Source organism: Actinoplanes cyaneus, assembly GCF_016862095.1.
GTDB classification, from domain to species: Bacteria; Actinomycetota; Actinomycetes; order Mycobacteriales; family Micromonosporaceae; genus Actinoplanes; species Actinoplanes cyaneus.
On sequence record NZ_BOMH01000039.1, the window covers coordinates 148,640 to 175,055 of the forward strand.

At 72.5% G+C, this 26,416-nt stretch carries 21 protein-coding genes; 6 read left to right on the plus strand and 15 right to left on the minus strand.

Annotated features, from left to right (window positions below; all coding sequences use genetic code 11):
- Window positions 1-494 precede the first annotated feature (494 nt).
- The 6 genes from Acy02nite_RS47270 to Acy02nite_RS26470 all read right to left on the minus strand — a co-directional run bounded on the left by Acy02nite_RS47270 (window position 495) and on the right by Acy02nite_RS26470 (window position 5,035).
- Window positions 495-623 (minus strand): hypothetical protein, encoded by a 129-nt coding sequence (locus Acy02nite_RS47270; RefSeq protein ID WP_264653321.1) that lies wholly within the window; start codon window positions 621-623, stop codon window positions 495-497.
- A gap of 52 nt (window positions 624-675) precedes the next feature.
- The gene (locus Acy02nite_RS26450) at window positions 676-1,350 is read right to left on the minus strand and encodes a regulatory protein RecX (protein WP_203745169.1); all 675 of its coding nucleotides are present in this window, start codon (window positions 1,348-1,350) and stop codon (window positions 676-678) included.
- Between the two features lie 14 nt (window positions 1,351-1,364).
- Window positions 1,365-2,411, minus strand: coding sequence for a recombinase RecA (gene recA / locus Acy02nite_RS26455; protein WP_203745171.1), 1,047 nt, complete (start codon window positions 2,409-2,411; stop codon window positions 1,365-1,367).
- A 177-nt stretch (window positions 2,412-2,588) separates the two neighbouring features.
- Complete coding sequence (locus Acy02nite_RS26460; protein ID WP_203745173.1) at window positions 2,589-2,789, minus strand: DUF3046 domain-containing protein; 201 nt, start codon at window positions 2,787-2,789, stop codon at window positions 2,589-2,591.
- A gap of 132 nt (window positions 2,790-2,921) precedes the next feature.
- Window positions 2,922-3,587, minus strand: a complete 666-nt coding sequence (locus tag Acy02nite_RS26465; protein WP_203745175.1) for a UdgX family uracil-DNA binding protein — start codon at window positions 3,585-3,587, stop codon at window positions 2,922-2,924.
- 104 nt (window positions 3,588-3,691) lie between these two features.
- A complete protein-coding gene (locus tag Acy02nite_RS26470; protein WP_203745177.1) occupies window positions 3,692-5,035 on the minus strand; it encodes an aminotransferase class I/II-fold pyridoxal phosphate-dependent enzyme in 1,344 nt (447 codons plus the stop codon).
- 64 nt (window positions 5,036-5,099) lie between these two features.
- Between Acy02nite_RS26470 and Acy02nite_RS26475 the strand changes: the two genes are divergently transcribed.
- Window positions 5,100-6,341 carry a bifunctional pyridoxamine 5'-phosphate oxidase family protein/GNAT family N-acetyltransferase gene (locus Acy02nite_RS26475; protein WP_203745179.1) on the plus strand — a complete coding sequence of 414 codons (1,242 nt, stop codon included), beginning with the start codon at window positions 5,100-5,102 and terminating at the stop codon, window positions 6,339-6,341.
- A 142-nt stretch (window positions 6,342-6,483) separates the two neighbouring features.
- On the opposite strand, the gene Acy02nite_RS26480 is transcribed toward Acy02nite_RS26475, so the two are convergent.
- A complete protein-coding gene (locus Acy02nite_RS26480; protein ID WP_203745181.1) occupies window positions 6,484-8,811 on the minus strand; it encodes a serine/threonine-protein kinase in 2,328 nt (775 codons plus the stop codon).
- 109 nt (window positions 8,812-8,920) lie between these two features.
- Here Acy02nite_RS26480 and Acy02nite_RS26485 point away from each other — a divergent pair, with 109 nt between their 5' ends.
- The gene (locus tag Acy02nite_RS26485; RefSeq protein WP_203745183.1) at window positions 8,921-13,729 is read left to right on the plus strand and encodes an Lhr family helicase; all 4,809 of its coding nucleotides are present in this window, start codon (window positions 8,921-8,923) and stop codon (window positions 13,727-13,729) included.
- 214 nt (window positions 13,730-13,943) lie between these two features.
- Here the strand turns inward: Acy02nite_RS26485 and Acy02nite_RS26490 are convergent, their stop codons facing one another.
- Entirely contained in the window at window positions 13,944-14,870 is a 927-nt protein-coding gene (locus tag Acy02nite_RS26490; protein ID WP_203745185.1) for an LLM class F420-dependent oxidoreductase, read from the minus strand.
- Window positions 14,871-14,941: 71 nt separating this feature from the next.
- Between Acy02nite_RS26490 and Acy02nite_RS26495 the strand changes: the two genes are divergently transcribed.
- Both Acy02nite_RS26495 and Acy02nite_RS26500 read left to right on the plus strand, forming a co-directional pair.
- On the plus strand, window positions 14,942-15,733 hold the full coding sequence (locus Acy02nite_RS26495; protein WP_203745187.1) for an SAM hydrolase/SAM-dependent halogenase family protein: 792 nt from the start codon (window positions 14,942-14,944) through the stop codon (window positions 15,731-15,733).
- Window positions 15,734-16,214: 481 nt separating this feature from the next.
- Window positions 16,215-17,153 carry a DNA-formamidopyrimidine glycosylase family protein gene (locus Acy02nite_RS26500; RefSeq protein WP_203745189.1) on the plus strand — a complete coding sequence of 313 codons (939 nt, stop codon included), beginning with the start codon at window positions 16,215-16,217 and terminating at the stop codon, window positions 17,151-17,153.
- Here Acy02nite_RS26500 and pspM read toward each other — a convergent pair.
- From pspM to rimO, 6 genes are all read right to left on the minus strand, one after another.
- Window positions 17,098-17,895, minus strand: coding sequence for a phage shock envelope stress response protein PspM (gene pspM, locus Acy02nite_RS26505; RefSeq protein ID WP_203745191.1), 798 nt, complete (start codon window positions 17,893-17,895; stop codon window positions 17,098-17,100). The two genes, Acy02nite_RS26500 and pspM, sit on opposite strands and share 56 nt — an antisense overlap.
- Window positions 17,896-17,911: 16 nt before the next feature.
- Window positions 17,912-18,781, minus strand: a complete 870-nt coding sequence (locus Acy02nite_RS26510) for a PspA/IM30 family protein (protein WP_203745193.1) — start codon at window positions 18,779-18,781, stop codon at window positions 17,912-17,914.
- A 425-nt stretch (window positions 18,782-19,206) separates the two neighbouring features.
- The gene (locus Acy02nite_RS26515; RefSeq protein WP_203745195.1) at window positions 19,207-19,605 is read right to left on the minus strand and encodes a helix-turn-helix domain-containing protein; all 399 of its coding nucleotides are present in this window, start codon (window positions 19,603-19,605) and stop codon (window positions 19,207-19,209) included.
- Between the two features lie 160 nt (window positions 19,606-19,765).
- On the minus strand, window positions 19,766-20,257 hold the full coding sequence (locus Acy02nite_RS26520; protein ID WP_203745197.1) for a CinA family protein: 492 nt from the start codon (window positions 20,255-20,257) through the stop codon (window positions 19,766-19,768).
- Between the two features lie 29 nt (window positions 20,258-20,286).
- Window positions 20,287-20,877 carry a CDP-diacylglycerol--glycerol-3-phosphate 3-phosphatidyltransferase gene (gene pgsA, locus Acy02nite_RS26525; RefSeq protein WP_203745199.1) on the minus strand — a complete coding sequence of 197 codons (591 nt, stop codon included), beginning with the start codon at window positions 20,875-20,877 and terminating at the stop codon, window positions 20,287-20,289.
- Window positions 20,874-22,331: a 30S ribosomal protein S12 methylthiotransferase RimO gene (gene rimO / locus Acy02nite_RS26530; protein WP_203745201.1), complete on the minus strand. Its 1,458-nt coding sequence runs from the start codon at window positions 22,329-22,331 to the stop codon at window positions 20,874-20,876. Before rimO ends, pgsA begins: the two co-directional genes overlap by 4 nt.
- Window positions 22,332-22,419: 88 nt before the next feature.
- On the opposite strand from rimO, the gene Acy02nite_RS26535 reads away from it, so the two are divergent.
- Both Acy02nite_RS26535 and Acy02nite_RS26540 read left to right on the plus strand, forming a co-directional pair.
- Complete coding sequence (locus Acy02nite_RS26535) at window positions 22,420-23,082, plus strand: helix-turn-helix transcriptional regulator (protein WP_203745203.1); 663 nt, start codon at window positions 22,420-22,422, stop codon at window positions 23,080-23,082.
- Between the two features lie 32 nt (window positions 23,083-23,114).
- Window positions 23,115-23,573 (plus strand): DUF3291 domain-containing protein, encoded by a 459-nt coding sequence (locus tag Acy02nite_RS26540; RefSeq protein ID WP_203745205.1) that lies wholly within the window; start codon window positions 23,115-23,117, stop codon window positions 23,571-23,573.
- A gap of 307 nt (window positions 23,574-23,880) precedes the next feature.
- Here Acy02nite_RS26540 and Acy02nite_RS26545 read toward each other — a convergent pair whose 3' ends face one another.
- Window positions 23,881-26,385, minus strand: coding sequence for an FtsK/SpoIIIE family DNA translocase (locus Acy02nite_RS26545; protein WP_203745207.1), 2,505 nt, complete (start codon window positions 26,383-26,385; stop codon window positions 23,881-23,883).
- Window positions 26,386-26,416: the final 31 nt, after the last annotated feature.

Sequence of the window (26,416 nt, forward strand, 5' to 3'; positions counted from 1 at the left end):
GAGGCTTCACACCATTGTTTCCCGCCTCGGCCGCCGGGTGCCCACTCCACCGAGCGTGACCTTCACCGGGTCGGCTGACACCGATCCGGAAGTTCCCGGCGAACGGGTGGATTCGCTCATCTCAGGGACTATATCGGTCCGATGACCTGAGATCGTCACCAATGCCGCGTCGCCGGTTGCGTCGCCGCGGCTCTCCGGGGCCGGTGGGCGGCTCGAGGCGTCGGCTTGACCGGGTCCGAGAGGATCAGGATCGGTTTCGTTCCGCTCATGGGCACTTGTTACAAAGCGCAACCATGGGCAATCTTGGTCCGCTCTCTGCTCAGCAGATGGGAACGTGAACATTGATCCGGGGCCGCGTCCCTCGGGACACCCGTCAGGATCTCGGGATCAACTCGGCCGGCTGCGCGTCGCCAGGCGGCGCTTCGGCGAGTTCACCCGCCGGGGGACGGGCTGGTCACCGCGGGAACAGCCGATCACGGCCGAGGGCAGGTTGGTCACCGCGGGAACGGACCGATCACCGCCAGGGCAGGTTGATGACCGCCAAGGGCGAGCTCGTCATCGCCGAAGGCAGGCAGATCACCGCTGACAGGCAGGCTGATCAGCGCCGAGGGCGGGCTGGTCACCGCCGATTGTCTGCCGACCGTCTGCCGTCTGCCGTCTGCCGGGATCGTGGTGTCAGGCGAGTGGATCGGCCTGGTCGGCCAGCGCGTCGGCGTCCACGTCGTCGGCGAACTCGGCGGCCTCCTCATCCCGGGCGGCCAGAGCGTCCTTCACCGCGCGGATGGCGATGCCCGCCGGATAGCCCTTGCGGGCGAGCATGCCGACGAGTCGCCGGAAGATCGCCTCGGGGGTGCCGGTGGCCGTTCGCAGCTTGCGGTCGACGAGGGCCCGGGCGGTCTCCGCCTCCGACTCGTCGTCGACGGACTCCAGCGCCTCGCTCGCCACCTCCGCATCCACCCCGCGCTGCCGCAGCTCGTTGGCGAGCGCACGGCGGGCGAGACCACGACCGTGATGCCGGCTGGACACCCAGGCCCGGGCGAACGCCGCGTCGTCGATGATGCCGACCTCGTCGTAACGATCCAGGACCTCGGAGATGACCTCCTCGGAGATCTCCTTACGGGCCAGCGCCTTGGCCAGTTCCGCCCTGGTCCGCGGGCGGGTCGCCAGCTGGCGTAGACAGATCTCGCGCGCCCGCTCGGACTCGGTCTGCGCCGGCTGGGCCGGCGCGCCGCGCCGGGACTCTCCCCGGGCGGGCTCGCCCGGGGTCCCGCCATCCGGCTGGTCGGTGCCGGCCCGGGGCGGGATGGCATCCCACCCGCGCCCGGACCGCGCACCACGTCGCCCGGCCATCGCGCTCGACCCGATCAGAAGTCGACCGGCGGCAGCTCGGGGCCACTCGCGGCGTCCCCGGTGGTCTGCCCGACGCCGAGCTTCTCCAGGATCTTCTTCTCGATCTCGGCGGCGACGTCCGGGTTTTCCTTGAGGAACTCCCGCGCCTTCTCCTTGCCCTGGCCGAGCTGGTCGCCGTCATACGTGTACCAGGCGCCGGACTTGCGGATGATGCTCTGCTCGACGCCGACGTCGATCAGCGAGCCCTCACGCGAGATGCCCTTGCCATACATGATGTCGAACTCGGCCTGCTTGAACGGCGCCGCGACCTTGTTCTTCACGACCTTGACGCGGGTGCGGTTGCCGACGACGTCGGTGCCGTCCTTCAGAGCCTCGATGCGGCGGATGTCGAGCCGGACCGACGCGTAGAACTTCAGCGCGCGACCACCGGTCGTCGTCTCCGGCGAGCCGAACATGACGCCGATCTTCTCGCGGAGCTGGTTGATGAAGATCGCGGTCGTGCCGGTGTTGCTGAGCACGCCGGTGATCTTCCGCAGCGCCTGGCTCATCAGCCGGGCCTGCAGACCGACGTGGCTGTCACCCATCTCACCCTCGATCTCGGCGCGCGGCACCAGCGCGGCGACCGAGTCGATGACGATGACGTCGATCGCGCCGGAGCGGATCAGCATGTCCGCGATCTCCAGCGCCTGCTCACCGGTGTCCGGCTGGGAGACCAGCAGGGCGTCGGTGTCGACTCCGAGCGCCCGGGCGTAGTCCGGGTCGAGCGCGTGCTCGGCGTCGATGAACGCCGCGGTGCCGCCGGCCTTCTGCGCGTTGGCCACCGCGTGGAGCGCGACGGTGGTCTTACCGCTGGACTCCGGCCCGTAGACCTCGATGACCCGGCCGCGCGGCAGGCCGCCGACGCCGAGCGCCACGTCGAGCGCGATGGAGCTGGTCGGGATGACGGCGGTCTGCACGACCGGCCGCTCCCCGAGCCGCATCACGGAGCCCTTGCCGAACTGCTTGTCGATCTGTGCCAGCGCCAGTTCGAGCGCCTTTTCCCGGTCCGGTGCTGCCACCATTGCTGCCACCCCTGTATTGGACTTCGCGTTCTTCGCCACGGCCGACACGGTATGCGGTGGGTATGACAAAAATCCTCCGCCCTACCGAGGGCTGTGGATGGCCGAGCCGCTGTGGACAATAGCCGAACACTTGTACGACATCGAGCGACACGCCAGAACAAGCGTACGAAAAATGGCTCAGCGCAGCCGGGACGGCACCCGATCGGGGTAGGCGGCCACCACGGCACGCCAGATCGTAATTGTCTCGACACCGTGCGCGATGGCCTCGTCGATGGTGCGGTCACCCAGCTCGGCGAAGGCGTGATCGGCCGCGATGCTGCGGGCATAGGCAGCCCCGAACGCCTGTTCAAGGCGCCCCCAGAAGTCCGTCAATCGCACGCCACGAGCGTACCCACGCCGGTGCGCATCGGCTCGTTCCGCGAGAGCCGGCCGAATCTGTTTGTGACGTGTGGCACTTCAAGCCAAGGGCGTCGAAAGGACACGATGCGGCCGCGGCTCATCCCGCGAATCTCAGGCCGCAACCGCCTCGGCGGCGATTTTCAGGTCGTCGACCAGACCCTGATAGGCGATGTCCCGGTTGTCCGCCCGCAGCACGGCTGACGGGTGGATCGTGGCCAGCGCCTTGATGTCGGCGACCGGGAAGTCCTCCGGGTGCTGGGCCGACCCCGGCCAGGGCATCAGCTGACCGCGGGACCGGTTGACCCGGAACGAGGGCCCCAGCAGCGCCTTGCCGGCGGTTGCCCCGAGGATCACCACCAGCTCCGGCTTGAGCAGCGAGAACTCGGCGACCAGCCAGGGACGGCAGGCGGTGATGTGCGCCGGGCCGGGCGACTGATGGATCCGCCTCGACCCGCGCAGCTCGAAACGGAAGTGCTTCACCGCATTGGTGATGTAGAGGTCGGAGGGGTCGATTCCGGCGTCGTCCACCGCGTCGCGCAGCAGACGTCCGGCCGGGCCGACGAACGGCAGGCCCTTCTGGTCCTCGACGTCGCCGGGCTGCTCGCCGACGAAAACGATCTTCGCGTTCGGAGCGCCCCGGCCGAAGACCGTCTGCGTCGCAGGCTCGCGCAGCTCACAGCCGTGGCAATCGGCGGCGGCCTGTTTGAGCTCGTCGATGCTGTCCGGGTGCGGCGGCACCCACTGCTGCGCGCCGGGCGGCGCTCCGGTCCTCGGCATTCCTCCGTTCTACCCGCGATGGCGGACGTCACGCCGACCGGCCTCACCCGTCCGGAGGATCACCGCATCACGATGCCGCCGACCGGGCTCACCCGTCCAGAAGGTCACCGCATCACGATGCCGCCGGCCGGACGGGCCGCCGCCGTCACCGCCCGCGCCAGGGCGGGAAGATCCGGCACGTCCAGCGGGCTGACCGTGATCCGGACACCGGGCGGCGAGGCGACCCGGAACCGGGCGCCCGGCGCCACCGCGTAACCCGCGTCACGCAGAGCGGCGACCGCGTGGGTCTCGTCCGGCACCGGGACCCAGACGTTGATGCCGGCCGCGCCGGACGCCGGGACGCCGTGCTCGCGGAGCAGGTCGATCAGGGCGGCCCGGCGAGTCCCGTACGACCGGGCGGCTTCCGCGATCCAGCCGGTGACCCCGGCGTCCCGCCAGAGCCGCAGCAGCAGCCGCTGGGAGACCGTCGACACCCAGCCCGTGCCGATCCGCATCCGGCCGGCGACCCGGGCCACCGACGTCTCGTCGCCGGCCAGCACGGCGATGCGCAGGTCGGGACCGAACGGCTTCGACGCGGACCGGACGAAGGCCCACCATCTGGTCACCGGGCCGATCACGTGCGGCGGCTCGACGGCCAGCTCGGCGGCGTGATCATCCTCCACCAGCAGGACCTCCGGATGCTCGGCGAGCAGCCCCCGCAGCTCACCGGCCCGCGCGGCGCTGACCATCGCGCCGGTCGGGTTCTGCGCGCGCACGGTGATCATCACGGCACGCGCGCCGGCGTGCAGCGCGGCGGCCAGCGACTCCGGCGCCGGCCCCTGATCGTCCATCTCGACGGGCAGCACGCGCATGCCCAGCGCGGCGATCAGATCCAGCATGTTCGCCCAGCCCGGATCCTCGACGGCGACCGCGTCACCCGGCCGGAGGTGGGCGGTGAGCAGGCGCTCGATCGAGTCGAGCGTGCTGCCGGTGACCGTGATCGCCGCCCCCTCGACCGGAACGCCGTGATCGAGCAGACGTGCGCGGGCCGCCTCGACCAGCTCCGGCATGGTCACCGCGGACGTGTAGCCCTGCGGGGGCCCGATGCTGTCGGCGATCGCGTGCAGAGCCGGCCCCAGCGGTGGCAGAAGCCGCAGATCCGGCTCACCGGAAGAGAGATCGAGGACATTTGCCGGAACGGCCAGGTGCAGCGCCGACCGTGACGACGCCACCGGGGGCCGGCCCCGGATCCGGGTGCCGCGTCGGCCCTCGGTCTCCACGACACCGCGATGCCGCAGCTCCTGATACGCCTTGGCGACCGTGGCCGGACTGACGTGCAGGGCGCCGGCAAGCACCCGCACGGGCGGCAGCGCGGCGCCGAAGACCCAGTCGCCCCGGACCACACCCGCCTCGATGCTCGCCGAGATCTCGGCGGCGGTCTCCCCACTGACCTGATATTGTTCTGCCACAGCACAGATTATGTACTAGTACAAGCTTCAGCGCAACGGGAACAGCGCTACCGGGGAGGTCCTGATGACCGATGTCTACGCCGCTACCCACCGCACCACAGCGACCCGCACCCGCGAGCGGATGCACTACGAGCGCGACAAGGCACACGCCATTCTCGACGAGGCGTTCGACTGCGCGGTCGGCTTCGTGGTGGACGGCGAGCCCCGCGTGCTGCCCACTCTGCACGTCCGCGTCGGCGAGACGCTCTATCTGCACGGCTCCACCGGCGGCCGGATGGCGCTGGCCGCCCGGGGCGACGGCATCCCGGTCTGCGTCAGCGTGACCCTGCTCGACGGCCTGGTCTACGGGCGTTCCCAGTTCCACCACAGCGCCAACTACCGTTCGGTGGTCGCCCTCGGCGTCGCCCGCCCGGTCACCGACCCGGCGGAGAAGGCCGAGGCCATGCGGGCGCTGGTGGAGAAGACCGGCGCCGGCCGCACCGCGGAGAGCCGGCCGCCGACGAAGCAGGAGATGGCGCAGACCGGCGTGCTCGCGCTGCCCCTGGCCGAGGTCTCGGTGCGGGCCCGATCCGGCGGGGTGCTCGACGACGAGACCGACCTCGGCCTGCCGCACTGGGCCGGGGTGCTGCCGATCCACCGCGTCGCCGGCCCGCCGGAGACCGCGCCGGGCGTCGCCGTGCCGCCGCCGGCCTACCTGCCGGGCAACCCGGCGACCGAGTGGCAGACCCCGGTCCTGCTGGAGGGCCGGCACGTCCGGCTGGAGCCGCTGTCGCCCGCGCACGCGCCCGGGATGTTCGAGGCGCTGGACGACGAGGAGATCTGGCGGTACATCCCGATGCCGCAGGCCCGCACCGTGGAGGACGTCGCGGCCGACATCGCCGAGGTGATCCGCGGGCAGTGGCGCGGCGACCGCTCGGGCTGGGCGCAGGTCGACCCGGCGACCGGCACCGTGATGGGCATCACGACGTTTCACGACGTCGACCCCGACCGGCGCACGCTCGGGATCGGGCACACCATGCTCGGTCGCAAGTGGTGGCGTTCCGGGGTCAACACCGAGGCGAAGCTGTTGCTGCTGGAGCGCGCCTTCGACGTGCTCGGCGCGGTCAAGGTCTTCTGGTACACGGACATTCGCAACGAGCGGTCGCAGCGCGCGATCGCCCGGCTCGGCGCGAGCCGGGACGGGGTGATCCGCAGCCAGCGGCCGCGGCCCGACGGCAGCCTGCGGGACACCGTGGTGTTCGCGATGACGGCGGACGAGTGGCCGGCCGCGGCTCAGCGTCTGCGTGACCGCCTCGCCGCAAGTTGATCAGGCCGGGAAGAGGCGCGACCCGTGCCGGGCGCGTTGTTCGTCGGCTCCGGCATCGAGCCGGCCACCGCCACCTTGAGCTGACGTCGGTATCGAGTCGGCCACTGCGACTCGAACTGACCTCCGGCCCAGCCTGACGGGGTCAATCGCGGGTGAGGCCGGCGGGCGGGGTGTCGGTGTAGAAGGTGGCGCGAACCATCTCGATCTTGCCGAGCTCGCCGGCCCAGGCCCTCTCGGGAGTGGCCCAGCCCAGGGCATAGGCACGGGCCCCGGCGACGAACCACCTGGTGGTGGCGCGGCGGAGCACTCCCGCTGCGGTGCGGTAGCGGTAGTCCCAGTCGGCGGCCGCGTGCAGGAGGTCCACCGGGGAGATCGTGATCGGTGTGTAGTCGCGGACCCGGCCGGACCGCCGTAACCGGCGCTCCTCGGCCCGGCAGCCCTCCTGCGGGTCGGCCCCGGCGGGACGCGCGACGTCCAGGCTCAGCACCCGGGCGCCGCGCGGGTCACGGAAGCAGTAGGTGGTGCCGATCCGCTGATACGACCAGCCGTCCGGGACCGGGAGGTGGAATCCGGTGCCGTCGGTGAAGTACGACCAGCCGGTCTGCAACTCCCAGCCGTTGACCCCCCGGGCGGCGTCCTCCTTCGGGGCGACCGGGACCCGGGACGGCGGGCGCACGTCACAGACGACCGGCGAGAAACCGGCCGCCAGCGGCGACGCGGGGACCGACCGCGACGGGGAGGCACGGGAGGGCGACGCCCGCGACAGGGACGAGGAGACCGACAGCGACGGGGCCGGCGACTTGACCACCTGCGGCGCGGAGTCCTCGCGGGCGATCAGGCGGGCACCCAGCAGGCCGCCCACGACCAGGACCGTCGCGAGCAGACCGGCGATGACCAGCCGGGTGCGTACCCGGTTCACCGGCCGCTGCCGGCGGGTCCAGCGGCCCGGCGGCGGCTCGTTCGAGTGCAACGGGCCGGAGACCGGGGACCGGGGTGCGGGGATGGCGCGGAGCAGCACCTGATTGCCCCGGCGCGCGGACGCGCTGGTCGCGGGCTGTCCCGCGGCGGCGGGTGGCCGGTTCGGGCGAGGCCCGGACGGGCCGGCGCGACTCGGCCCCTGATTCGCTCCGGCGCCACGGTGCGCCCCGGCCCACGTCAGGACGCCGCTCGTGAACGTGCCTTCGATGTAGCGGCTCCGGATGAGGTCGTCGCCGCTGCGACCCTCGTCCGGGGAATGCCACCACTCGTCGGAGTCGCCGTCCTTCCCCGATTTCGCGTCCTCGGCGCCGGGCACGCCGGAATCAGCGGCATGTGAGCGAGCGGCAGCTGATCCAGGGACACCGAACTCCGGAGTCCCGGAGCCCGCGACATCGGAGCCCGCCGCGCCGGGGCCCGCATCGGAGCCCGCGACGCCGGAGCCGTCATCGGCCGGGCCGGGGCCGGCTTGGACCGGCACGACAGCGGAGGAGATCGCCCGGACGACGGCCGGAACCGGCAGCGCAGCCGCCAGAGGCTGATCAGACTCGGTCAGATTGGGTGTGTCGAGATCAGCCGTACCGGCCAGTTGCTCGGTGGTGTCCGCGGCCGGCTCGGCGAGCGGCCGCCGGGTGACCGGCCGGTCGGGGCCCGGGTCACGGGGCGGCCCGGCCGGCTCCTCCCCCAGCACCAGCCGCAACTGCCGTTCGGCCTCCGCGGCACTCAGTCGCGCTCCCGGCTCGTACCGGAGAAGCCCCTCCAGGATCGGCGCGAGCGGCCCGGCCCGAAGAGGCGGATCAGGATCTTCGGTCGCCAGGGCGGCCAGCGTCGCCATCGCGCTGTCCCGGGCGTACGGCGATTGCCCCTCCACCGTCGCGTACAGCGTCGCCCCGAACGACCACAGGTCGGACTCGACGGTGGAGGCACCGTCGCGGGCGCGCTCCGGTGACACGTACTGCGGGGAGCCGACGATCAGCCCGGGCGTGGTGATCATGCCGTCGTCGACGAACGTGGCCAGGCCGAAATCGGTCAGCAGCACGCGGCCGTCGTTGGCAATCAGTACGTTGTGCGGTTTGACGTCGCGGTGCAGCACCCCGGCGCGGTGGGCCGCGGTCAGCGCGTCCAGCACGGCCAGGCCGATCCGCGCGGCCTCGATCGGCCGGTACGGCCCCTTCGTGGTCAGCACCTGGTAGAGCGACCGGGACGCGACATACTCCATCACGATCCAGGACAGGCCCTCGGCGTGCACCACGTCGTAGACCCGGACCACGTGCGGATGCGTCAGCCGGGCCGCGCTGCGTGCCTCACGCAGGGTCCGGCTGTGCAGCCGGTCCTTCTCGGCATCGGACATCCAGTCGGGCGGGACGATCTCCTTGACGGCGACGTCCCGATCCAGCATCTGATCGCGGGCCAGCCAGACCCGGCCCATTCCCCCGGCGCCGACCGGTTCCAGAAGACGGTACCGGCCTGCGACGAGCATCTGCCTGACCGCCATCGGCAACCACCCATCACGTCGGACATCAGGATAATCAGGTACAGACCACCCGCGGAACGACGATCACCCGGGCGCAGCGTGCGGGTTTTTGTCGTACCCCCGGGGAAGGATGGATGGCGTGCGAGAGGTGCTCGATATCTTCGGTCCGGCCACCCGGGAGTGGTTCACGGCCGCGTTCGCCGCGCCCACCGCAGCTCAGGACGGCGCGTGGCGGGCGATCGGGGCCGGTCGCCACGCGCTCGTGGTCGCCCCCACCGGCTCCGGGAAGACGCTGGCCGCCTTCCTCTGGTCGCTCGACAAGCTGGCCCGGGAGCCGGTGCCCGAGCAGGTCCGGCGCCGCTGCCGGGTGCTCTACGTGAGTCCGCTGAAAGCGCTGGCCGTCGACGTGGAACGCAACCTGCGCGCGCCGCTCACCGGCATCCGGCAGGCCGCGGGCCGGCTCGGCCTTCCGCCTCCGGAGATCACCGTCGGGATGCGGACCGGCGACACGCCCGCCGACGAGCGGCGCGGCTTCGCCCGCACCCCGCCGGACATTCTGATCACCACGCCGGAGTCCCTGTTCCTGCTGCTCACCTCCGCCGCGCGGGAGTCGCTGCGCGGCGTCGAGACGGTGATCATCGACGAGGTGCACGCGGTCGCGGCCACCAAGCGCGGCGCTCACCTGGCACTCTCGCTGGAGCGGCTGGACGCGCTGCTGGAGCGCCCCGCGCAGCGGGTCGGGCTGTCCGCGACCGTGCGGCCGATCGAGGAGACCGCGCGGTTCCTCGGTGGCTCCCAGCACGTGGAGATCGTCCGGCCGCCCAGCGCGAAAACGATCGAGGTGACCGTCCAGGTCCCGGTCGAGGACATGACCCGGCTCGACGAGTCCCCCGCCGACGACCTGGAGGGCGGGCGGCACACGCCGTCGATCTGGCCGGCCGTCGAGGAGCGGGTGCTCGACCTGATCGAGGCACACCGCTCGACGATCGTCTTCACCAACTCCCGGCGCGGGGCGGAACGGCTCTGCGCCCGGCTCAACGAGCTGTCCGCCGAGCGCGCTGAGCTGGCTCTTCTCCAGCAGAGTTCCGCCGGTTCCCCGCCAGGGACAGGACCTGACGGCCTACCCCTCGGGGGTACGACGGAGCCGGGCGGCACCTCGGGCGACCCGCACGGGAATCCGAGTCCCGGCGTGGGCGACGATCTGCATTTCGCGCACGGGCTGGGGCAGGGCGCCGGCGGGGCGGGCCTCTTGCGTACCGGAAACGGGGTTGGGGGAAACGCCGACCTGGTGGCGCCCGGCGGGCCCGGGCCGGGGGGAATGCCGGCGCGACGGCGCACGAGTGGCGACGGCGGCATGCCGGCCGCGGTGATGGCGCAGGCCGGAGCGACCACCGGCGCACCACCGGTCGTCGCCCGCGCGCACCACGGCAGCGTCTCCCGCGAGGAGCGCAAACAGATCGAGGAGGCGCTGAAGTCCGGCCGGCTGCCGGCCGTCGTCGCCACCTCGAGCCTGGAGCTCGGCATCGACATGGGCGCTGTCGACCTGGTCGTGCAGATCGAGGCGCCGCCCACGGTCGCGGCCGGGCTGCAGCGCATCGGCCGGGCCGGGCATCAGGTCGGCGCGGTCTCGCGGGGCGTCGTGTTCCCGAAACACCGCGGTGACCTGCTGTCCTGCGCCGTCGTCGCGGAACGGATGAGTGCGGGCGCGATCGAGGAGCTGCGGTACCCCCGCAATCCGCTCGACGTGCTGGCCCAGCAGGTGGTCGCGATGGTGGCGCTGGACGCGTGGCCGGTCGACGAACTGGCGGCACTGGTCCGGCGGTCCGCGCCCTTCGCCGAGCTGCCCGAGTCGGCGCTGCACGCAGTGCTGGACATGCTCTCCGGGCGCTATCCGTCAACCGCGTTCGCCGAGTTGCGGCCGCGGCTGGTCTGGGATCGCGGCACCGATCTGCTCACCGGCCGCCCGGGGGCGCAGCGGCTGGCGGTCACCAGCGGCGGCACCATTCCGGACCGCGGCATGTTCGGGGTGTTCCTGGCCGGTTCCGAGCGGGCCTCGCGGGTCGGTGAGCTGGACGAGGAGATGGTCTACGAGTCCCGGGTGGGCGACGTCTTCCTGCTCGGCTCGACGTCCTGGCGGATCGAGGACATCACGCCCGACCGGGTGCTGGTCTCCCCCGCGCCCGGCGCCCCGGCGCGGATGCCGTTCTGGAAGGGCGACTCCCCGGGCCGGCCGATCGAGCTGGGCCGGGCGATCGGGGCGCGGCTGCGGGCGCTGGCCAAGGCCGGTGACGAGAAGGCGACGACAGCGCTGCGCGAGTCCGGGCTGGACGAGTGGGCCGCCGGAAACCTGGTGAGCTACCTGCGCGAGCAGCGCGAGGCCACCCGGCACCTGCCCGACGACCGGACGATCGTGGTCGAGCGGTTCCGCGACGAGCTGGGCGACTGGCGGATGACCGTGCACTGTGTGCTCGGCGCCAAGGTCAACGCGCCGTGGGCGCTGGCCATCGGCCGCCGGCTCGGCGAGCGCTACGGGGTGGACGGCCAGGTCATGCCCTCCGACGACGGCATCGTGATCCGCCTGCCGGACACCGCGGAGGAGCCGCCCGGCGCAGACCTGGTCGCCTTCGACCCGGAGGAGATCGCCCAGATCGTCGAGGAGTCGGTGGGCACCTCGGCGCTGTTCGCGTCCCGGTTCCGGGAGTGCGCGGCCCGCTCGTTGCTGCTGCCGCGCCGTGACCCGCGCCGACGCCAGCCGCTCTGGCAGCAGCGGCAGCGCTCGGCGCAACTGCTCGACGTGGCGCGCGAGTTCGCCGACTTCCCGGTCACCCTGGAAGCGGCCCGCGAGTGCCTGCAGGACGTCTTCGACGTGCCCGGCCTCACCGGGCTGATGCGCGAGATCGGCGGCCGCAAGGTGCGCCTGGTCGAGACGGAGACCCCGCGGCCCTCACCGTTCGCACGATCACTGCTCTTCGGCTATGTGGGCGCTTTCCTGTACGAGGGTGACGCGCCCCTGGCCGAGCGCCGCGCCGCCGCGCTCGCCCTGGACGCGACCCTGCTCGGCGAGCTGCTCGGCCGGGTCGACCTGCGGGAGCTGCTCGACCCGGCGGTGGTCACCGAGACCGAGGCGCAACTGCAGTGGCGTACGACGCAGCGCACCCCCCGGGACGCCGAGGACGCCGCCGAGCTGCTCCGGCTGCTCGGCGATCTCTCCGCGGCCGAGCTGGCCGAGCGGGGCGTGCCCGAGGAGTGGGCCCAACAGCTGGAGACGACCCGGCGGGCGATCAGGGTCCGGGTGGCCGGCGAGGAACGCTGGATCGGCATCGACGACGCGGGGCGGTATCGGGACGCGCTCGGCGTCGCGCTGCCTGTCGGTATCGCCGAGGCATATCTGGAGCCGGTCGCCGACCCGCTCGGTGACCTGGTCGCGCGCTACGCCAGGACGCACGGGCCGTTCCTCGCGGCGACCTGCGCGGCCCGGTTCGGGCTGGGCGTCTTCGTGGTCGAGCAGGCACTCAAGCGGCTCGGCTCGACCGGGCGGGTCACCTCCGGCGAGTTCTCGCCCGACGGTGCGGGCACCGAGTGGTGTGACGCCGAGGTGCTGCGCATGCTGCGCCGGCGCTCGCTGGCCGCCCTGCGCCGGGAGATCGAGCCGGTGCCGCCGAAGGCGCTGGCCGCGTTCCTGCCGCGCTGGCACCAGGTGGGCGGCAACGCCCGCGGGGTGGACGCGCTGGCCGCGGCGCTGGAGCAGGTCCAGGGGCTGGCGGTGCCGGCTTCGGCCTGGGAGCGGCTGGTGCTGCCGGCGCGGGTCGCCGACTACGCGCCGCCGCTGCTCGACGAGCTGTGCGGGAGCGGGGAGGTGCTGTGGGCCGGGTCTGGGTCGATCGCCGGTGGCGACGGCTGGGTGACGCTGGCCTATGCCGACAGTGCGCCACTGCTGCTCCCCCCGCCGGACGAGGAGTTCGCGATCACCCCCGCCCACCAGGCCGTGCTGGACGCGCTCGGCGACGGGCAAGCGCTGTTCTTCCGATCACTCTCGGACAGGGCCGGCTCGACCGACGACACCGAACTGGCCGCGGCGGTGTGGGATCTGGTGTGGGCCGGGCACCTGACGAACGACACGTTCGCCCCGCTGCGCGCGCTGCTCGGCGGCAGCGGCGCGCACAAGGCCAAGGCCGCACCGGCCCGCAGCCGGTACCGACGGCCGGGCCGGGCCACCATGCCGTCCCGCACCGGGCCGCTCAACATGGCCGGCCGCTGGTCCCGGCTGCCGGAACGAGACCTCGACCCGACCCGCCGCGCGGCCGCGCTCGCCGACCTGCTGCTGGAACGGCACGGCGTGGTGACCCGGGGCGCGGTCATGTCCGAGGGCGTGACCGGTGGGTTCGCCGCGGTCTATCCGGTGCTCAGCGCCCTGGAGGAGCGCGGGGCGGCCCGCCGCGGCTACTTCGTGGAGGGGCTCGGCGCGGCACAGTTCGCGGTGCCGGGCGCCGTGGACCGGCTGCGCGCCCTGGCGGAGCCCGCCGAACTGGCCAAACGAGCCGGCACGACCGCGCTGGTGCTGGCCGCGGCGGACCCGGCCAACCCCTACGGCGCGGCGCTGCCCTGGCCCGAACGGATCGTGGACAGTGGCGACGGGGAACCGGTCGCCAGAGCCGGGCACCGTGCCGGGCGCAAGGCGGGGGCGCTGGTCGTGCTCGTCGGCGGAGAGCTGGTGCTCTACGTGGAGCGGGGCGGGCGGACGCTGCTGTCCTTCGCCGACGATCCGGAGGCGCTGATCGCGGCCGGGCAGGCCCTCGCGGGCTCGGTGCGGTCCGGGGCGCTCGGGGCGATGTCGGTGGAGCGGGCGGACGGCGAATCGGTGCATGCGTCGCCGCTGCGGGACGCGTTGCAGGCGGCGGGTTTCCGCGCCACCCCTCGCGGCCTGCGGCTCCGAGGATGACCCCGGGCGGGGACAACTCGCCCAGCCCGGCGCCGACGGGTGGCCGGTGTCGAGCGGGGCCACGTTGTCCACACCGGCGGGTTGTCCACAGGGCGCCGGAACGATCTTGCCGGTTCGCGGGACAATCGCCTCGGGGGGCGCCCCTGGCCCTGCCCCCGGTAATGCTCGCGAAGCCGGGCCGGCGGCCGCTCCGACGAGCGGCCGCCGGGGCGGGTCAGACGTGGGGCAGCACGTCCGAGGCCACCAGGTCGATATGATCGATGTCGGACAGGTCCAGCGCCTGCAGGAAGAGCCGCGAAGCTCCCGCCTCCGCATACCGCTTGATCGTCTCGACCGCCTCGGCCGGCGTGCCGACGATCCCGCCGTTCTCCCGCATCTCCTCGACCTCCCGGCCGATCGCCGCGGCCCGGCGACGCACCTCCGCGTCGTCGCGCCCCACGCACAGCACGGCCGCCGCGCTGAACGTCGGCGGCTCGGCGCGACCGGCGGCTGCGCTTGCCGCGCGGACCCGCTCGTACTGCGCGGGAATGTCCTCGATCTTGGAGAACGGCACGTTGAACTCGGCGGCGAAGCGCGCGGCCAGATCCGGCGTGCGCTTCTTGCCGTGCCCGCCGATGATCACGGGCAGCGGCGACTGCACCGGCTTCGGCAGCGCCGGCGAGTCGCTGACCCGGTAGAACTTGCCGTCGAAGTCGAAGGTCGAGCCTTCCGGCGTCTTCCACAGGCCGGTGATGATCTCCAGCTGCTCCTCGAGCCGGTCGAAGCGTTCGCCGACCGCCGGGAACGGGATGCCGTATGCCTTGTGCTCGGCGTCGAACCAGCCGCCGCCGAGGCCGAACTCGATCCGGCCGCCGCTCATCGCGTCGACCTGGGCGACCGCGACGGCCAGCGGCCCGGGCAGCCGGAACGTCGCGGAGCTGACCAGCGTGCCGAGCCGGATCCGGGAGGTCTGCACGGCCAGCGCGGCCAGCGTGATCCAGGCGTCGCTGGGCCCGGGCAGGCCGGCCCCGTCGCCCATCCGGAGGTAGTGGTCGGAGCGGAAGAATCCGTCGAAGCCGCCGTCCTCGGCGGCCTTGGCGACCCGCAGCAGGTCGTCGTGGCTGGCACCCTGCTGGGGTTCGGTGAAGATCACAAGACGCATGACCACAACCCTGCCAGACGCGCGGCGTGCCCGGTCCGCATCCGGCGGCGACTGCCAGTAACGTCGCGTGCATGCCCGGTTATGGATGGATCAGCTTCACCACCGACTACGGCACGTTCGACGGCTTCGTCGCGGCCTGCCACGGGTCGATCGCCCGCATCGCGCCGGATGCCCGCGTGATCGACGTCACCCATCACGTGCCGCCCGCCGATGTGACGCGGGGCGCGGCCGTGCTGGCGCAGACCGCGCCGTTCCTCCCGGCGTCGGTGCACCTCGCGGTGGTCGACCCGGGCGTCGGCACGGCCCGCCGCGGGGTGGTGCTCACCACGCCGAACGGGCTGCTCGTCGGCCCGGACAACGGCCTGCTGATCTGGGCAGCCGAGGCGCTCGGCGGGGTCACCGCGGCGCACGAGCTGAGCAACAAGGACTGGATGCTCGGCGACGTGTCCCGGACGTTCCACGGGCGCGACGTGTTCGCCCCGGCCGCCGCCAGGCTCGCCGCGGGCGCGGAAGCCTCCGAGGCCGGTCCGGCCGTCGAGCCGGCCTCGCTGGTGCGCCTGCCCGACCCGCTGACCAGCATCGGCGACGGCTGGATCGAGGCGGAGGTGCTCACCGTCGACCGTTTCGGCAACGTGCAGCTCGCCGCCGACGGCACCATGCTGACCGGCCTCGGCTCGGAGCTGACCGTCAACGGCACGGTCCGCGCCCGCCGCGGCGCCACCTTCTCCGACGTCAACGCCGGTGAGCTGCTCGTCTACACCGACTCCGCCGACCGGGTGGCCATCGCCGTCAACAACGGCCGCGCGGTCGTGGTCCTCTCGGTCGTCCCCGGCGACCTCATCCGCATCGCCGAGCGCCGCTGACCCCTCCGGCCCTTCGAACCCCTCTTCCCGTACGCCGTGAGCACCCGCCCGCGGCACCCCGGCACGACACCCACACGCCGTGCCCACCCGCCCGCAGCACTCCAGCGCGACGCCCGCCCGCCGTGCGCCGCCGCCCGCGGGACTCCGGCGCGACGCCCACACGCCGTGCGCACCCGCCCCCGGGACTCCGGCGCGATGTCCGCACGCCGTGCGCGCACCCGCCCGCGGCGCCGGCTCCCGGCTGGTCCTCATGGTCGTTATGAGGCACGAATAGCGACCATGAGGACCAGCCGGAGGGGCGACCCGCGTCGCTACCTGGAGCGGGCCGCCAGGCGGCGCCCCGGCCGGTCCGCAAGCTCTTGTGCAGTTCCCGGCGCAGCGCGTCGGCTCCCGGCGCAGCGCGTCGCCCCCGAAGGCGGGAACCGCCGATGGGCTGGGCGGGTCAGGCATGGGCGGGGTCCGAGCGGGGCACGATGGAGCCATGCCGGAAGGGGACACCGTGTGGAACACCGCTCGCGTCGTCGAGCGGGCGCTGACCGGACAGGTGCTGACCGGATCCGACTTCCGCGTGCCGCGACTCGCCACGGCGGACCTCAGCGGCTGGACGGTGGCCGAGTCCGCGAGCCGCGGGAAGCATCTGCTGCTCCGGCTGACCCGGGACGGCGAGGAGCCGCTCACCCTGCATTCGCACCTGCGCATGGAGGGCGCCTGGCGGACCTACGCGCCGGGCGAACGGTGGACCGGGCGCCCCGCGCACCTGATCCGGGTCGTTCTGCGGAGCGCGCGGGCGGTCGCGGTCGGCTACCACCTGCACGACCTGGAACTGGTGCCGACGGCCGAGGAGAAACGCCTGGTCGGGCATCTCGGGCCGGACCTGCTGGGGCCGGACTGGGATCCGGCCGAGGCCGCGCGGCGGATCGGGGCGCAACCGGAGGCCACGATCGCCGAGGCGTTGCTCGACCAGCGGAATCTGGCCGGGGTGGGAAACCTCTACAAGGCCGAGACGCTGTTCCTGCGCGGGTTGTGGCCGTGGACGCGGGTGGCCGCGGTCGCCGACCTCACCGGCACCGTGGAACTGGCCCAGCGGCTGGTGGCGTCGAATCGCGGGCGTTGGACGCAGACCACCACGGGATCGCTGCGACGCGGAGAGACGAGCTACGTGTACGGGCGGCGGGCGCAACCGTGCCGGCGCTGCGGCACGGCGATTCAGAAGGCCGAAAGCTCGCCGCTGCTCACGAGCCGGCAGACCACCCAGCAGGCGGGACGACGGCCGCCGGGTGGAACGGCCGGACGTGCCGGCGGGAACGCCGCACTCTCAAGAACGGCGGGCCGGATCGGGGAGAAGGCCGAACTCGAGGACCGCATCACCTACTGGTGCCCGCGCTGCCAGCCGGAGCCTGCCGCGGCGGCCCGGACGTGAACCGCGCCGTCCGATCACGCAACTCGGCCAGGCCCTCGGCGATCCCGCGCAGCCGCTCAGCGGCCTCGACCAGCCCGAAGTAGGCGGGATGCCGGCTGTCCGCAACCGGGTGCCCGTCCTCGGCGACGTAGCTCGCGGCCGCCGCCACCAGCCCCTCGAAGGCCTCCACACCCTCGACGAACTGCTCGGCCAGCGCGGCATGTGACTGCTCCAGCCGCTGGTCGGGCTGCCCGAGCGGGATGGCCCGCTCGACACTGGCCACCCGCCGGCCGAGGTCGCGCAGCCACTGCTCGGCGGTCGCCGCCTCCAGCGCGGCGGTCTCGCCGGCACCGTCGAGCCGGCCGGCCAGGCCGAGCATGGTGGCCGAGGCCCGGTCGAGCCGGTCCCACGCCCCCGCGATCGCCGAGCCGCGCAGGGCATACCGGTTCTTCTGGCGGCGGACCTCGTGCAGCACCGTCCGGCCGACCTCGGAACGCTCCAGGGCGGCGGCGAACCGCGGGCCGGGCAGAGCGGGCTCCGGTGCGGGCCGCGCCCCCAGCTCGCGGTAGTCGCGCCACCGCCAACGGGCCAGGACCACCGAGGCACCCGCCCCGGCGGCCCAGGCCGCGTCCGCGATCCCGATGCCGGAATACGGAACGAGGACGGCAGCCGCCGCGGTCAGCCCGCCGCCCAGCACGCTCCACCGGCGGGCCGCTCCACGGAGCCGCTTCAGCCGGCGGAAATACTTACCGCGCTCGTCCATGACGATGCCCTGCCGATCAGCCGGCGGCGGTGGTGTCGCCGCGCTTCTGGTTCATGCTGGCGCGCAGCTCGTCGAGCCGTGCGACCCCGGCCGCGTCGGCGGCCGTGGTGGTGCTGTCCTGCTGCTGGCCGACGGCGGGCTGCGCCGCGGCGCCACCCAGCTTCTCCCCCGCCATGCTGGCCCGGATCTGCTCCAGCCGGGACGAGCCGGCCAGGTCCAGGCTGGACTTCTGCACCTCGAGCATGCGCCCCTCGACCGAGTTGGAGGCCAGCTCGGCCCGGCCCATCGCGTTCGCGTAGCGCTGCTCGATCTTGTCGCGCACCTGGTCCAGCGACGGGGTGTTGCCCGGCGCGGCGAGCTGCGACATCGACTCCAGAGACTTGGCCACGGTCTCCTGCATCTTGGCCTGCTCCAGCTGGCTGAGCAGACGGGAACGCTCGGCGATGCGCTGCTGGAGCACCATCGCGTTGTTCTCGACCGCCTTGCGCGCCTGGCCGGCGGCGGCGAGCGCCTGGTCGTGGAGGGTCTTCAGATCCTCCATCGACTGCTCGCCGGAGACCAGCTGGGTGGCGAGCGTCTGCGCGGTCTGCTCATACTTCCCGGCCTCGGCCTCGTCGCCGGCGGCGCGGGCCCGGTCGGCCAGCACGAGCGCCTGACGGGCCATGCCCTGCAGCTTCTCGACCTCGGACATCTGCCGGGACAGCTTCATCTCGAGCTGCCGCTGGTTGCCGATGACGGCGGCAGCCTGCTGAACGAGAGCCTGGTGCTGTCGCTGGGCGTCCTCGATGGCCTGCTGGATCTGCACCTTCGGGTCGGCGTACTCGTCGATCTTCGCGCCGAAGAGCGCCATCATGTAATGCCAGCCCTTGACGAACGGGTTCGCCATCTCGCGGTATCCCCTCAGTGTCGCTCGGTCGGTGGCGTCTTGGCCGAGACGGGGTCTCGTCGCAGACGCGAAACCATCGTGTCAGCCCGGCGCCAGCGGCGTCACGTGACCTACGGGGGATCTCAGGGTCACCCCTAGCGACGAGCTTGCCCACGAGGCTACGCCCCTGAGGGGTCGCTTGCGAGACGCGAGCGGCCCACCGGCCGCGGCCCGCGACGGCCGGTCCGGCCGGGAGACGCGTTCACAGACCACAAGAGGCCCGCCGGGAGACGCGCCACGGACCGCAAGAAGCCCAGCGGAGGACGCAATCCATGGAGTGCGAGAGGCAACACAAGGCACCGACGAGAGAGGCGCCCATGGACAGCAAGAGGCCCGGAACGGCCCCGCTCGGGGTCGCTCTCGGGCCTTGACGAACTCGGGCGGAGCTATGCCGCGTAGACCACGTCGCGCTTCTTGTTGCGGGTCGCGTGCAGGGTCGCCTTCAGCGGGGACTCCTGGCGCACCGAGACCGACACCCTGCCGTCCGTCGCGACCTGGCGCGTGGCCTCGGCGGTCTTGTCGTCGACCGGGACGAGCACGCCCTCCATGTTCTCCGCCAGGGACAGCGTGCTGCTGACCTCGCTGAGAAGCTCGGAGAGACGGGCGCCGAGCGCGTCGCAGATGGCCGCGAGCAGCTCGCTGGAGGCCTCTTTCTGGCCTCGCTCGATCTCGGACAGATAGCCCAGACTGACGTTCGCGGCGGTCGACACCTCGCGCAGCGTGCGGTGCTGTCCCTGCCGGCGCGCACGAAGTGCGTCGCCGATAACCCGGCGTAGCAGGACCATGGCACCTCCTCCTGCGGGCGGCGCCACCGGCAACACGCCGGAGGCTTCCCGCAACCGTACCCGCCGCGAGCGACGGCGACATCCCGCCCCGCCGAATTCCTCGGCGGGCCCGCCCGCGGCACATTCGGACAACCGCCGCGGTATCGGCGATATTCCCAGGTCAGACCTGGACCGGTGTGGTACGGAGAATGTCGGTGAGCAATTGCAGGACGGCCGTCACACTTTCGGTGCGGACTTCGGCCCTGTTACCGGGCAGTTTCAACTCGCTCACCCTGGTGCCGGTGGGTCCGGCGACCGCGACGTAGACGAGCCCGACCGGTTTGCCGTCCTGCGGTTCGGGGCCGGCGACACCGGTGGTGGCCAGGCCCCAGTCCGCGCCGCAGCGCTCCCGGGCGCCCTCCGCCAGTTTCGCCGCCACGTCCGGGTCGACCGGGCCGCGCTCCTCCAGCAGATCCGCCGGCACGCCGGCAAGCGTCCCCTTGAGCTCGGTGGCGTAGACCACGAAACCACCGCGGTAGACCGAGCTCACCCCGGGAATCTCCACGATGGTCGCGGCCACCAGTCCCCCGGTGAGCGACTCCGCGGTCGCCAGGGTCTCCCGGCGCTCCACCAGCACATGGACAGCCGCAGCGGCGGCCACCGCCATCTCCATCGGACTCCTCGACAACTCTCGCTGACACCTCAGGCGCGGACACCTCGCCGCAGCCGCAGCGCCTCGATCACGTAATCCACGCCGGTGACCAGCGTCACGACCAGAGCCGCGTACATCACCCAGGCGCCGACCGCGTCGAAAGGCTCGGGCACGGGCCACAGATACCAGGCGATCGCGAGGGTCTGCAGCCCCGTCTTGAGCTTGCCACCCCGGGAAGCCGGGATCACCCCATACCGGATCACCCAGAAACGCAGCGCGGTGATCCCCCACTCGCGGATCAGGATCGCGAGCGTGATCCACCAGGGCAGCACGTCGTACGCGGAGAGCAGGACGAGCGCGGTGCCGGTCAGCGCCTTGTCCGCGATCGGGTCGGCGATCTTGCCGAACGAGGTGATTAGGTGCCACTTGCGGGCGATCCAGCCGTCGACGAAGTCGGTCGCCGAGGCCACGCAGAACGCCAGACAGGCACCGACCCGCCAGTCGTGGTCGGTCATCTGCGAGGTGACCACCATGGCGAGGAAGACCGGGACGAGGACGAGCCGGAGAACGGTGAGCGCGTTGGCCGCGTTGTAGAGCGACACCACACGTGGTGCGGCCACCGGAACCGGCTCGTCGGTCACCGGTCGACCTGCGCCGCGGAGATCATCTCGGTGGGCACGGCGATCAGGTCGACACCCTCGGTGCCGGTGACCCGCGCGCGGACCAGGTCGCCCGGGCGCAGCGCGGCCACGTCGACGCCCTGCTCGCCGGCGACCAGCGTGGTGGAGCCGTCGACCTCGGGCGCCTGGTGCTCGGCACGGCCCTCGATCTCGCCGTCGTCGATCGTGTCGACCAACACCTCGACGATGCTGCCGAGCCGGTCCTCGGCGCGCTGGGCGCAGAGCTCCTCGGCCAGGGCGACGATCTTGTCGTACCGCCGCTTGATCGTTTCCGGACGGACCTTGCCCGGCAGGTTCGCGGCCTCGGTGCCGTCCTCGTCGCTGTAGTCGAAGATGCCGATCGCGTCGAGCCGGGCCTCGGTCAGGAAACGGGCCAGCTCCTCCACGTCCTGCCGGGTCTCGCCGGGGAAACCGACGATGAAGTTGCTCCGGGCGCCGGCCTCGGGCGACAGCTTGCGGGCCGAGTCGAGCAGCTCCAGGAAACGCTCGGTGGAGCCGAAACGGCGCATCCGCCGCAGCACCGGCTCGCTGGAGTGCTGGAAACTCAGGTCGAAGTAGGCCGCGACGCCGGGCGTGTTCGCGATCGCCTCGACCAGGCCGGGACGGGTCTCGGCGGGCTGCAGGTAGCTCGCGCGCACCCGGACGATGCCGTCGACCGCTGCCAGCTGCGGCAACAGTTTCTCCAGCAGCCGGGGATCACCCAGATCCTTCCCGTACGACGTCGAGTTCTCACTCACCAGCACCAGCTCGCGCACGCCGGTCCCGGCCAGCCACTCCGCCTCGGCGAGCAGCTCCTGCGGGTCACGGGAGACGAACGCGCCCCGGAACGCCGGAATGGCACAGAACGCGCAGCGCCGGTCACAGCCGCTGGCCAGTTTGAGGGACGCGACCGGGCCGGAGTCGAGCCGCCGGCGCAGCACCTTGCGCAGGTGGGCGGGGGTGTGCTCGTCGACCGTGGCGTGCCCGGGCACCACGACCTTGGCGGCGTGCCGCTGGACCGGGGTGATCGGGAGCAGCTCGCGCCTGTCCCGCGGGGTGTGCGCGTCGAACTTCTCCCCGGCCAGCACGCCGTCGAGCCGCGTCGCGATGTCGGTGTAGTCGTCGAAGCCGAGCACCGCGTCGGCCTCGGGCAGGTTCTCCGCGAGCTCCTTGCCATACCGCTCGGCCATGCACCCGGCGGCGACGACCTTGGCGCCGGTGTCGGACGCGGCGAGCAGGGTGTCGATGGAGTCCTGTTTGGCCTTCTCCACGAAGCCGCAGGTGTTGACGAGCACCACGTCCGCTTTTGCCGCGTCGGTGCCCACCTCCCAGCCCTCGGCGTCGAGGCGGGCGGCGAGCTCTTCCGAGTCGACCTCGTTACGGGCACAGCCCAGCGTGAGGAGCGCGACACGGCGAGAAGGAGGAGTTACAGACACCCGGCAAGGTTACCGGGCCGCCGGCGGTTGCCCGTCCCCCGGACAGCCAAGCTCTAGCGCCAAGTCACGTTGACAATACGATTGCGGGGTGACGACTTCCGAAGACCTCGACGACCTCGACGCCCTGACCAGTCTGGCCGACCGGGTACGGCGCCAGGCGTACCGGGTGGTGGCCGGCGGCACCGGGCCGGTCGGGCGCGACGAGGTGGCCGAGGCGCTGGGCGTCGGCCGGACGCTCGCCGCGTTCCACCTGGACAAGCTCGTCGCGGCCGGGCTGCTGGAGACGTCGTACGCGCGGAGGTCGGGAAAGACCGGGCCGGGGGCCGGGCGTCCGGCGAAGCTCTACCGGGTCGCCGCGGCCGAGCACACCGTGAGCGTGCCGCCGCGGGCCTACCGGACCGCGGCCGAGTTGCTCGCCGAGGCCCTCGAGGAGGCCGGTGCGGAGAACGTGCTGAACACGGTGGCTCGGCGGCACGGCCGGCGGGTGGCCGGCGCCGCTGACGACGTGGTCGAGTTGCTGACCGGGCAGGGCTACGCGCCGGCGGCGGACGGGCCGGGGCGCATCGAGCTGCGGAACTGCCCCTTCCACCGGCTGGCCGAGCACTTCCCGCCGGTGATCTGCGGGATGAACCTGGCGATGGTCGACGGGCTGCTGGCCGGCGCCGGGCTCGACGGGGACTGGGAGGCCCGGATGGACGCCGCGCCGGGCCGGTGCTGCGTGTCGCTCGCTTCTAAAAAGCAAACCGATTGACATTAGAGTACGGGGCTGGTCTGCTGGACGACATGACCGACTTCCACCTGGCCCAGATCAACACCGCCCGGCTCCGAGCCCCGCTGGAAGACCCGTCGATGGCCGGCTTCGTGGCCGGGCTCGAGCTGATGAACCAGCTCGCCGATCGTTCAGCCGGCTTCGTGTGGCGGCTGGCCGGGGAGAACGGTGACGGCACGATCGCGGCGCCCACCGACCCCCTGCGGATCTACACGCTCTCGGTCTGGGAGTCACCCGAACACCTGCGGGCGTACGCGTATCAGAGCGACCACCTGGACTATCTGCGCCGCCGCCGCGAATGGTTCCACCCGAACGGGCATCAGGCCGCGCTGGTGCTGTGGTGGCTCCCGGCCGGTCAGCGGCCGACCCTGCGCCAGGGCATCTCCCGGCTGGGCCGGCTGCGCGCCGAGGGGCCGACCGCGGACGCCTTCACCCTGCGCGACCCGTTCCCCGCCCCGGCCCCCGTCGCCTGACCAACCACCCGCGACCGCCTGCCCGCACCGAGCCGCAGCGCGGCCCACGGTCCCGGCTGGTGCTCACGGTCGTTATGAGGCACGAACAACGACCGTGAGCACCAGCCAGAAGAGCGCGTCGCGCTGCTGGCGGAACCGGCGGCGGACGTCGCGTAGGTCCTTGTAACCGTGCCCACCCACGGAGATCGCCCTTGCGGGCTGAGCGTTCTGGGCGCGCCAGCGCCCTGCTCGGCCCGGAAGGGTCCCCGCGGGAGCGACGATCCGGACCACAGCGGACGCAGGCAATGCTGAATTGGATCTTGAGGGTCTAATCGACCTTGAGGGCCGCGAGCGCCTCTTCCAGCTCGTCGGGCTTGATCAGGACGTCGCGCGCTTTGCTGCCCTCGGACGGGCCGACGATGCCGCGCGTCTCCATCAGGTCCATCAGGCGGCCGGCTTTCGCGAAGCCGACCCGCAGTTTGCGCTGCAGCATCGACGTCGAGCCGAACTGGCTGGTCACGACGAGCTCGATGGCCTGGATCAGGAGCGCGAGATCGTCGCCGATCTCCTCGTCGATCTCCTTCTTCTTGCTCGGCGGCGCCTCGGTGACGTCCTCGCGGAACTCCGGCTCGCGCTGGTCCTTGCAGAACTTGACGACGGCGGCGATCTCTTTCTCGTCGACCCAGGCGCCCTGGATGCGCGTCGGTTTCGAGGCGCCCATCGGGAGGAAGAGGCCGTCGCCGCGGCCGAGCAGTTTCTCGGCGCCGGGCTGGTCGAGGATGACCCGGGAGTCGGCGAGCGACGACGTGGCGAAGGCCAGGCGGGACGGCACGTTCGCCTTGATCAGGCCGGTGACGACGTCGACGGACGGGCGCTGGGTGGCGAGGACCAGGTGGATGCCGGCGGCGCGGGCGAGCTGGGTGATGCGGACCACCGAGTCCTCGACGTCGCGCGGGGCGACCATCATCAGGTCGGCGAGCTCGTCGATGATCACGAGCAGGTACGGGTACGGCTTCATCACGCGCTCGCTGCCCGGCGGCGCGACGATCTCGCCGCTGCGGACCTTGCGGTTGAAGTCGTCGATGTGGCGCACGCCGTTCGCGGCCAGGTCGTCGTAGCGCATGTCCATCTCGCGGACCACCCACTCCAGGGCGTCCGCGGCCTTCTTCGGGTTCGTGATGATCGGCGTGACGAGGTGCGGAATCCCCTCGTACGCCGTCATCTCCACCCGTTTCGGGTCGACCAGCATCAGTCGCACCTGATCCGGGGTCGCCCGGCTCAGCAGCGAGACCAGCAGCGAGTTGAGGCAGCTCGACTTGCCCGCGCCGGTCGCGCCGGCGATCAGGATGTGCGGCATCTTCGCGAGGTTCGCCACCACGAAGCCGCCCTCGATGTCCTTGCCGAGAGCGACCACCATCGGGTGGGGATCACGGGTGGCCACCGGGGCGCGCAGCACGTCGCCGAGCGACACGTTCTCCGGGTCGGTGTTCGGGATCTCGACGCCGACCGCGCTCTTGCCCGGGATCGGGGAGAGGATCCGGACATCGGGCGACTTCACCGCGTACGCGATGTTGCGCGACAGCTGCGTGATCCGCTCGACCTTGGTGCCCGGGCCGATCTCCACCTCGTACCGCGTGACGGTCGGGCCGCGGGTGAAGCCGGTGACCATCGCGTCCACGTTGAACTGGTCGAACACGCCGGTGAGGGCCGCCATGATCTCGTCGTTGGCGCGGCTGCGAGCCTTCGCCGGAGGGCCGGTGGCGAGCAGGGTGGCCGGCGGCAGCCGGTAGTCGCCGCTCTCCAGCGAGGAGATGTCCAGTTGCTCGGCCTGCACCGGGGCCGGCGAGTGGTCCGGCGGCGGCTTCTTCCGGGTCGCCGGCACCTTCGGCAGGGCCACCGTGTCGTGCAGGATCAGGTCCTCTTCGGGCTCCTCCGGCTCCATCAGGTCGTCCAGCGAAGCGTCCACGGAGGCCTGCCGGCGGCGGGCCGGGCGGCGCGGCTTGACCGGCGCGTCGACGGGCTCCTCCACCTCGTCGTCCAGCGGCTCGAGGACCGGGCGCGGACGGGTGGCCGCGCCGCGCCCGAGGACCAGGTCGCCGAGCAGCATGAACCGTTCCGGGATCTTGTTGATCGGCGTCGCCGTGATCACCAGGAGACCGAAGACGAAGAGCAGGACCAGCAACGGCACGGCCACCCAGGCGGTCACCGCCCGCTCCAGCACCGAGCCCACCCCGTAGCCGAGCAGGCCGCCGTTGCCGGTCAGCGCGATGTCGTCGCGGGGCTCGTCGGAGATGTAGAGCAGGCTGGTGATGGCGATGAGGACCGCCGACCAGCCGACCGGGTTGCGGCCGCGGTGCTCCGGGTCGACCGGCTCACGCATCAGCCGGATCGCGCCGTAGAAGAACAGCAGCGGCAGGAAGATCCCGAGGCCGCCGAAGAACAGGTGCACCGCGTCCGCCAGGCGCTGACCGACCGGGCCGGCGCTGTGCGCCCAGACGGCGACCGCGGTCAGGATCGAGAAGCCGAGCAGGAGCAGGCCGGCGCCGTCGCGGCGGTGCTCCGGGCCGATGTTGCGAGCGTTGCGGCCGGCGCCGCGGGCCACCCAGCCGACGCTGTGGGCCAGGCCCATCCAGAGCGCGCCGATGCCCCGGGTGACGCCGGGACCGATGGCGGGGGGAGGCGCCGCCCGCTTGGCGGCGGGACGTTTACGCGCCGCCGCGGTGGTCTTCTTCGCCGGGCGCGCGGCCGGTTGACGGGCGCGCGTGGTCGCGGCACCGCGTGTGCTCGACGACGCAGCGCGGCCCCGGCCCGCCGGAGGAGTACGGCCCGCCATGGAAGACACCGTAGCCGGGCGCGGCGAACGC

Excerpts from the sequence above, each read along its gene's own strand:
- Acy02nite_RS26450 (WP_203745169.1), bottom strand. The coding sequence starts at position 1,350 with ATGGCCGGGCGACGTGGTGCGCGGTCCGGGCGCGGGTGGGATGCCATC.
- recA (WP_203745171.1), bottom strand. The coding sequence starts at position 2,411 with ATGGTGGCAGCACCGGACCGGGAAAAGGCGCTCGAACTGGCGCTGGCA.
- Acy02nite_RS26465 (WP_203745175.1), bottom strand. The coding sequence starts at position 3,587 with ATGCCGAGGACCGGAGCGCCGCCCGGCGCGCAGCAGTGGGTGCCGCCG.
- Acy02nite_RS26475 (WP_203745179.1), top strand. The coding sequence starts at position 5,100 with ATGACCGATGTCTACGCCGCTACCCACCGCACCACAGCGACCCGCACC.
- Acy02nite_RS26480 (WP_203745181.1), bottom strand. The coding sequence starts at position 8,811 with ATGGCGGTCAGGCAGATGCTCGTCGCAGGCCGGTACCGTCTTCTGGAA.
- Acy02nite_RS26485 (WP_203745183.1), top strand. The coding sequence starts at position 8,921 with ATGGATGGCGTGCGAGAGGTGCTCGATATCTTCGGTCCGGCCACCCGG.
- Acy02nite_RS26490 (WP_203745185.1), bottom strand. The coding sequence starts at position 14,870 with ATGCGTCTTGTGATCTTCACCGAACCCCAGCAGGGTGCCAGCCACGAC.
- Acy02nite_RS26495 (WP_203745187.1), top strand. The coding sequence starts at position 14,942 with ATGCCCGGTTATGGATGGATCAGCTTCACCACCGACTACGGCACGTTC.
- Acy02nite_RS26500 (WP_203745189.1), top strand. The coding sequence starts at position 16,215 with ATGCCGGAAGGGGACACCGTGTGGAACACCGCTCGCGTCGTCGAGCGG.
- pspM (WP_203745191.1), bottom strand. The coding sequence starts at position 17,895 with ATGGACGAGCGCGGTAAGTATTTCCGCCGGCTGAAGCGGCTCCGTGGA.
- Acy02nite_RS26510 (WP_203745193.1), bottom strand. The coding sequence starts at position 18,781 with ATGGCGAACCCGTTCGTCAAGGGCTGGCATTACATGATGGCGCTCTTC.
- Acy02nite_RS26515 (WP_203745195.1), bottom strand. The coding sequence starts at position 19,605 with ATGGTCCTGCTACGCCGGGTTATCGGCGACGCACTTCGTGCGCGCCGG.
- Acy02nite_RS26520 (WP_203745197.1), bottom strand. The coding sequence starts at position 20,257 with ATGGAGATGGCGGTGGCCGCCGCTGCGGCTGTCCATGTGCTGGTGGAG.
- Acy02nite_RS26540 (WP_203745205.1), top strand. The coding sequence starts at position 23,115 with ATGACCGACTTCCACCTGGCCCAGATCAACACCGCCCGGCTCCGAGCC.
- Acy02nite_RS26545 (WP_203745207.1), bottom strand. The coding sequence starts at position 26,385 with ATGGCGGGCCGTACTCCTCCGGCGGGCCGGGGCCGCGCTGCGTCGTCG.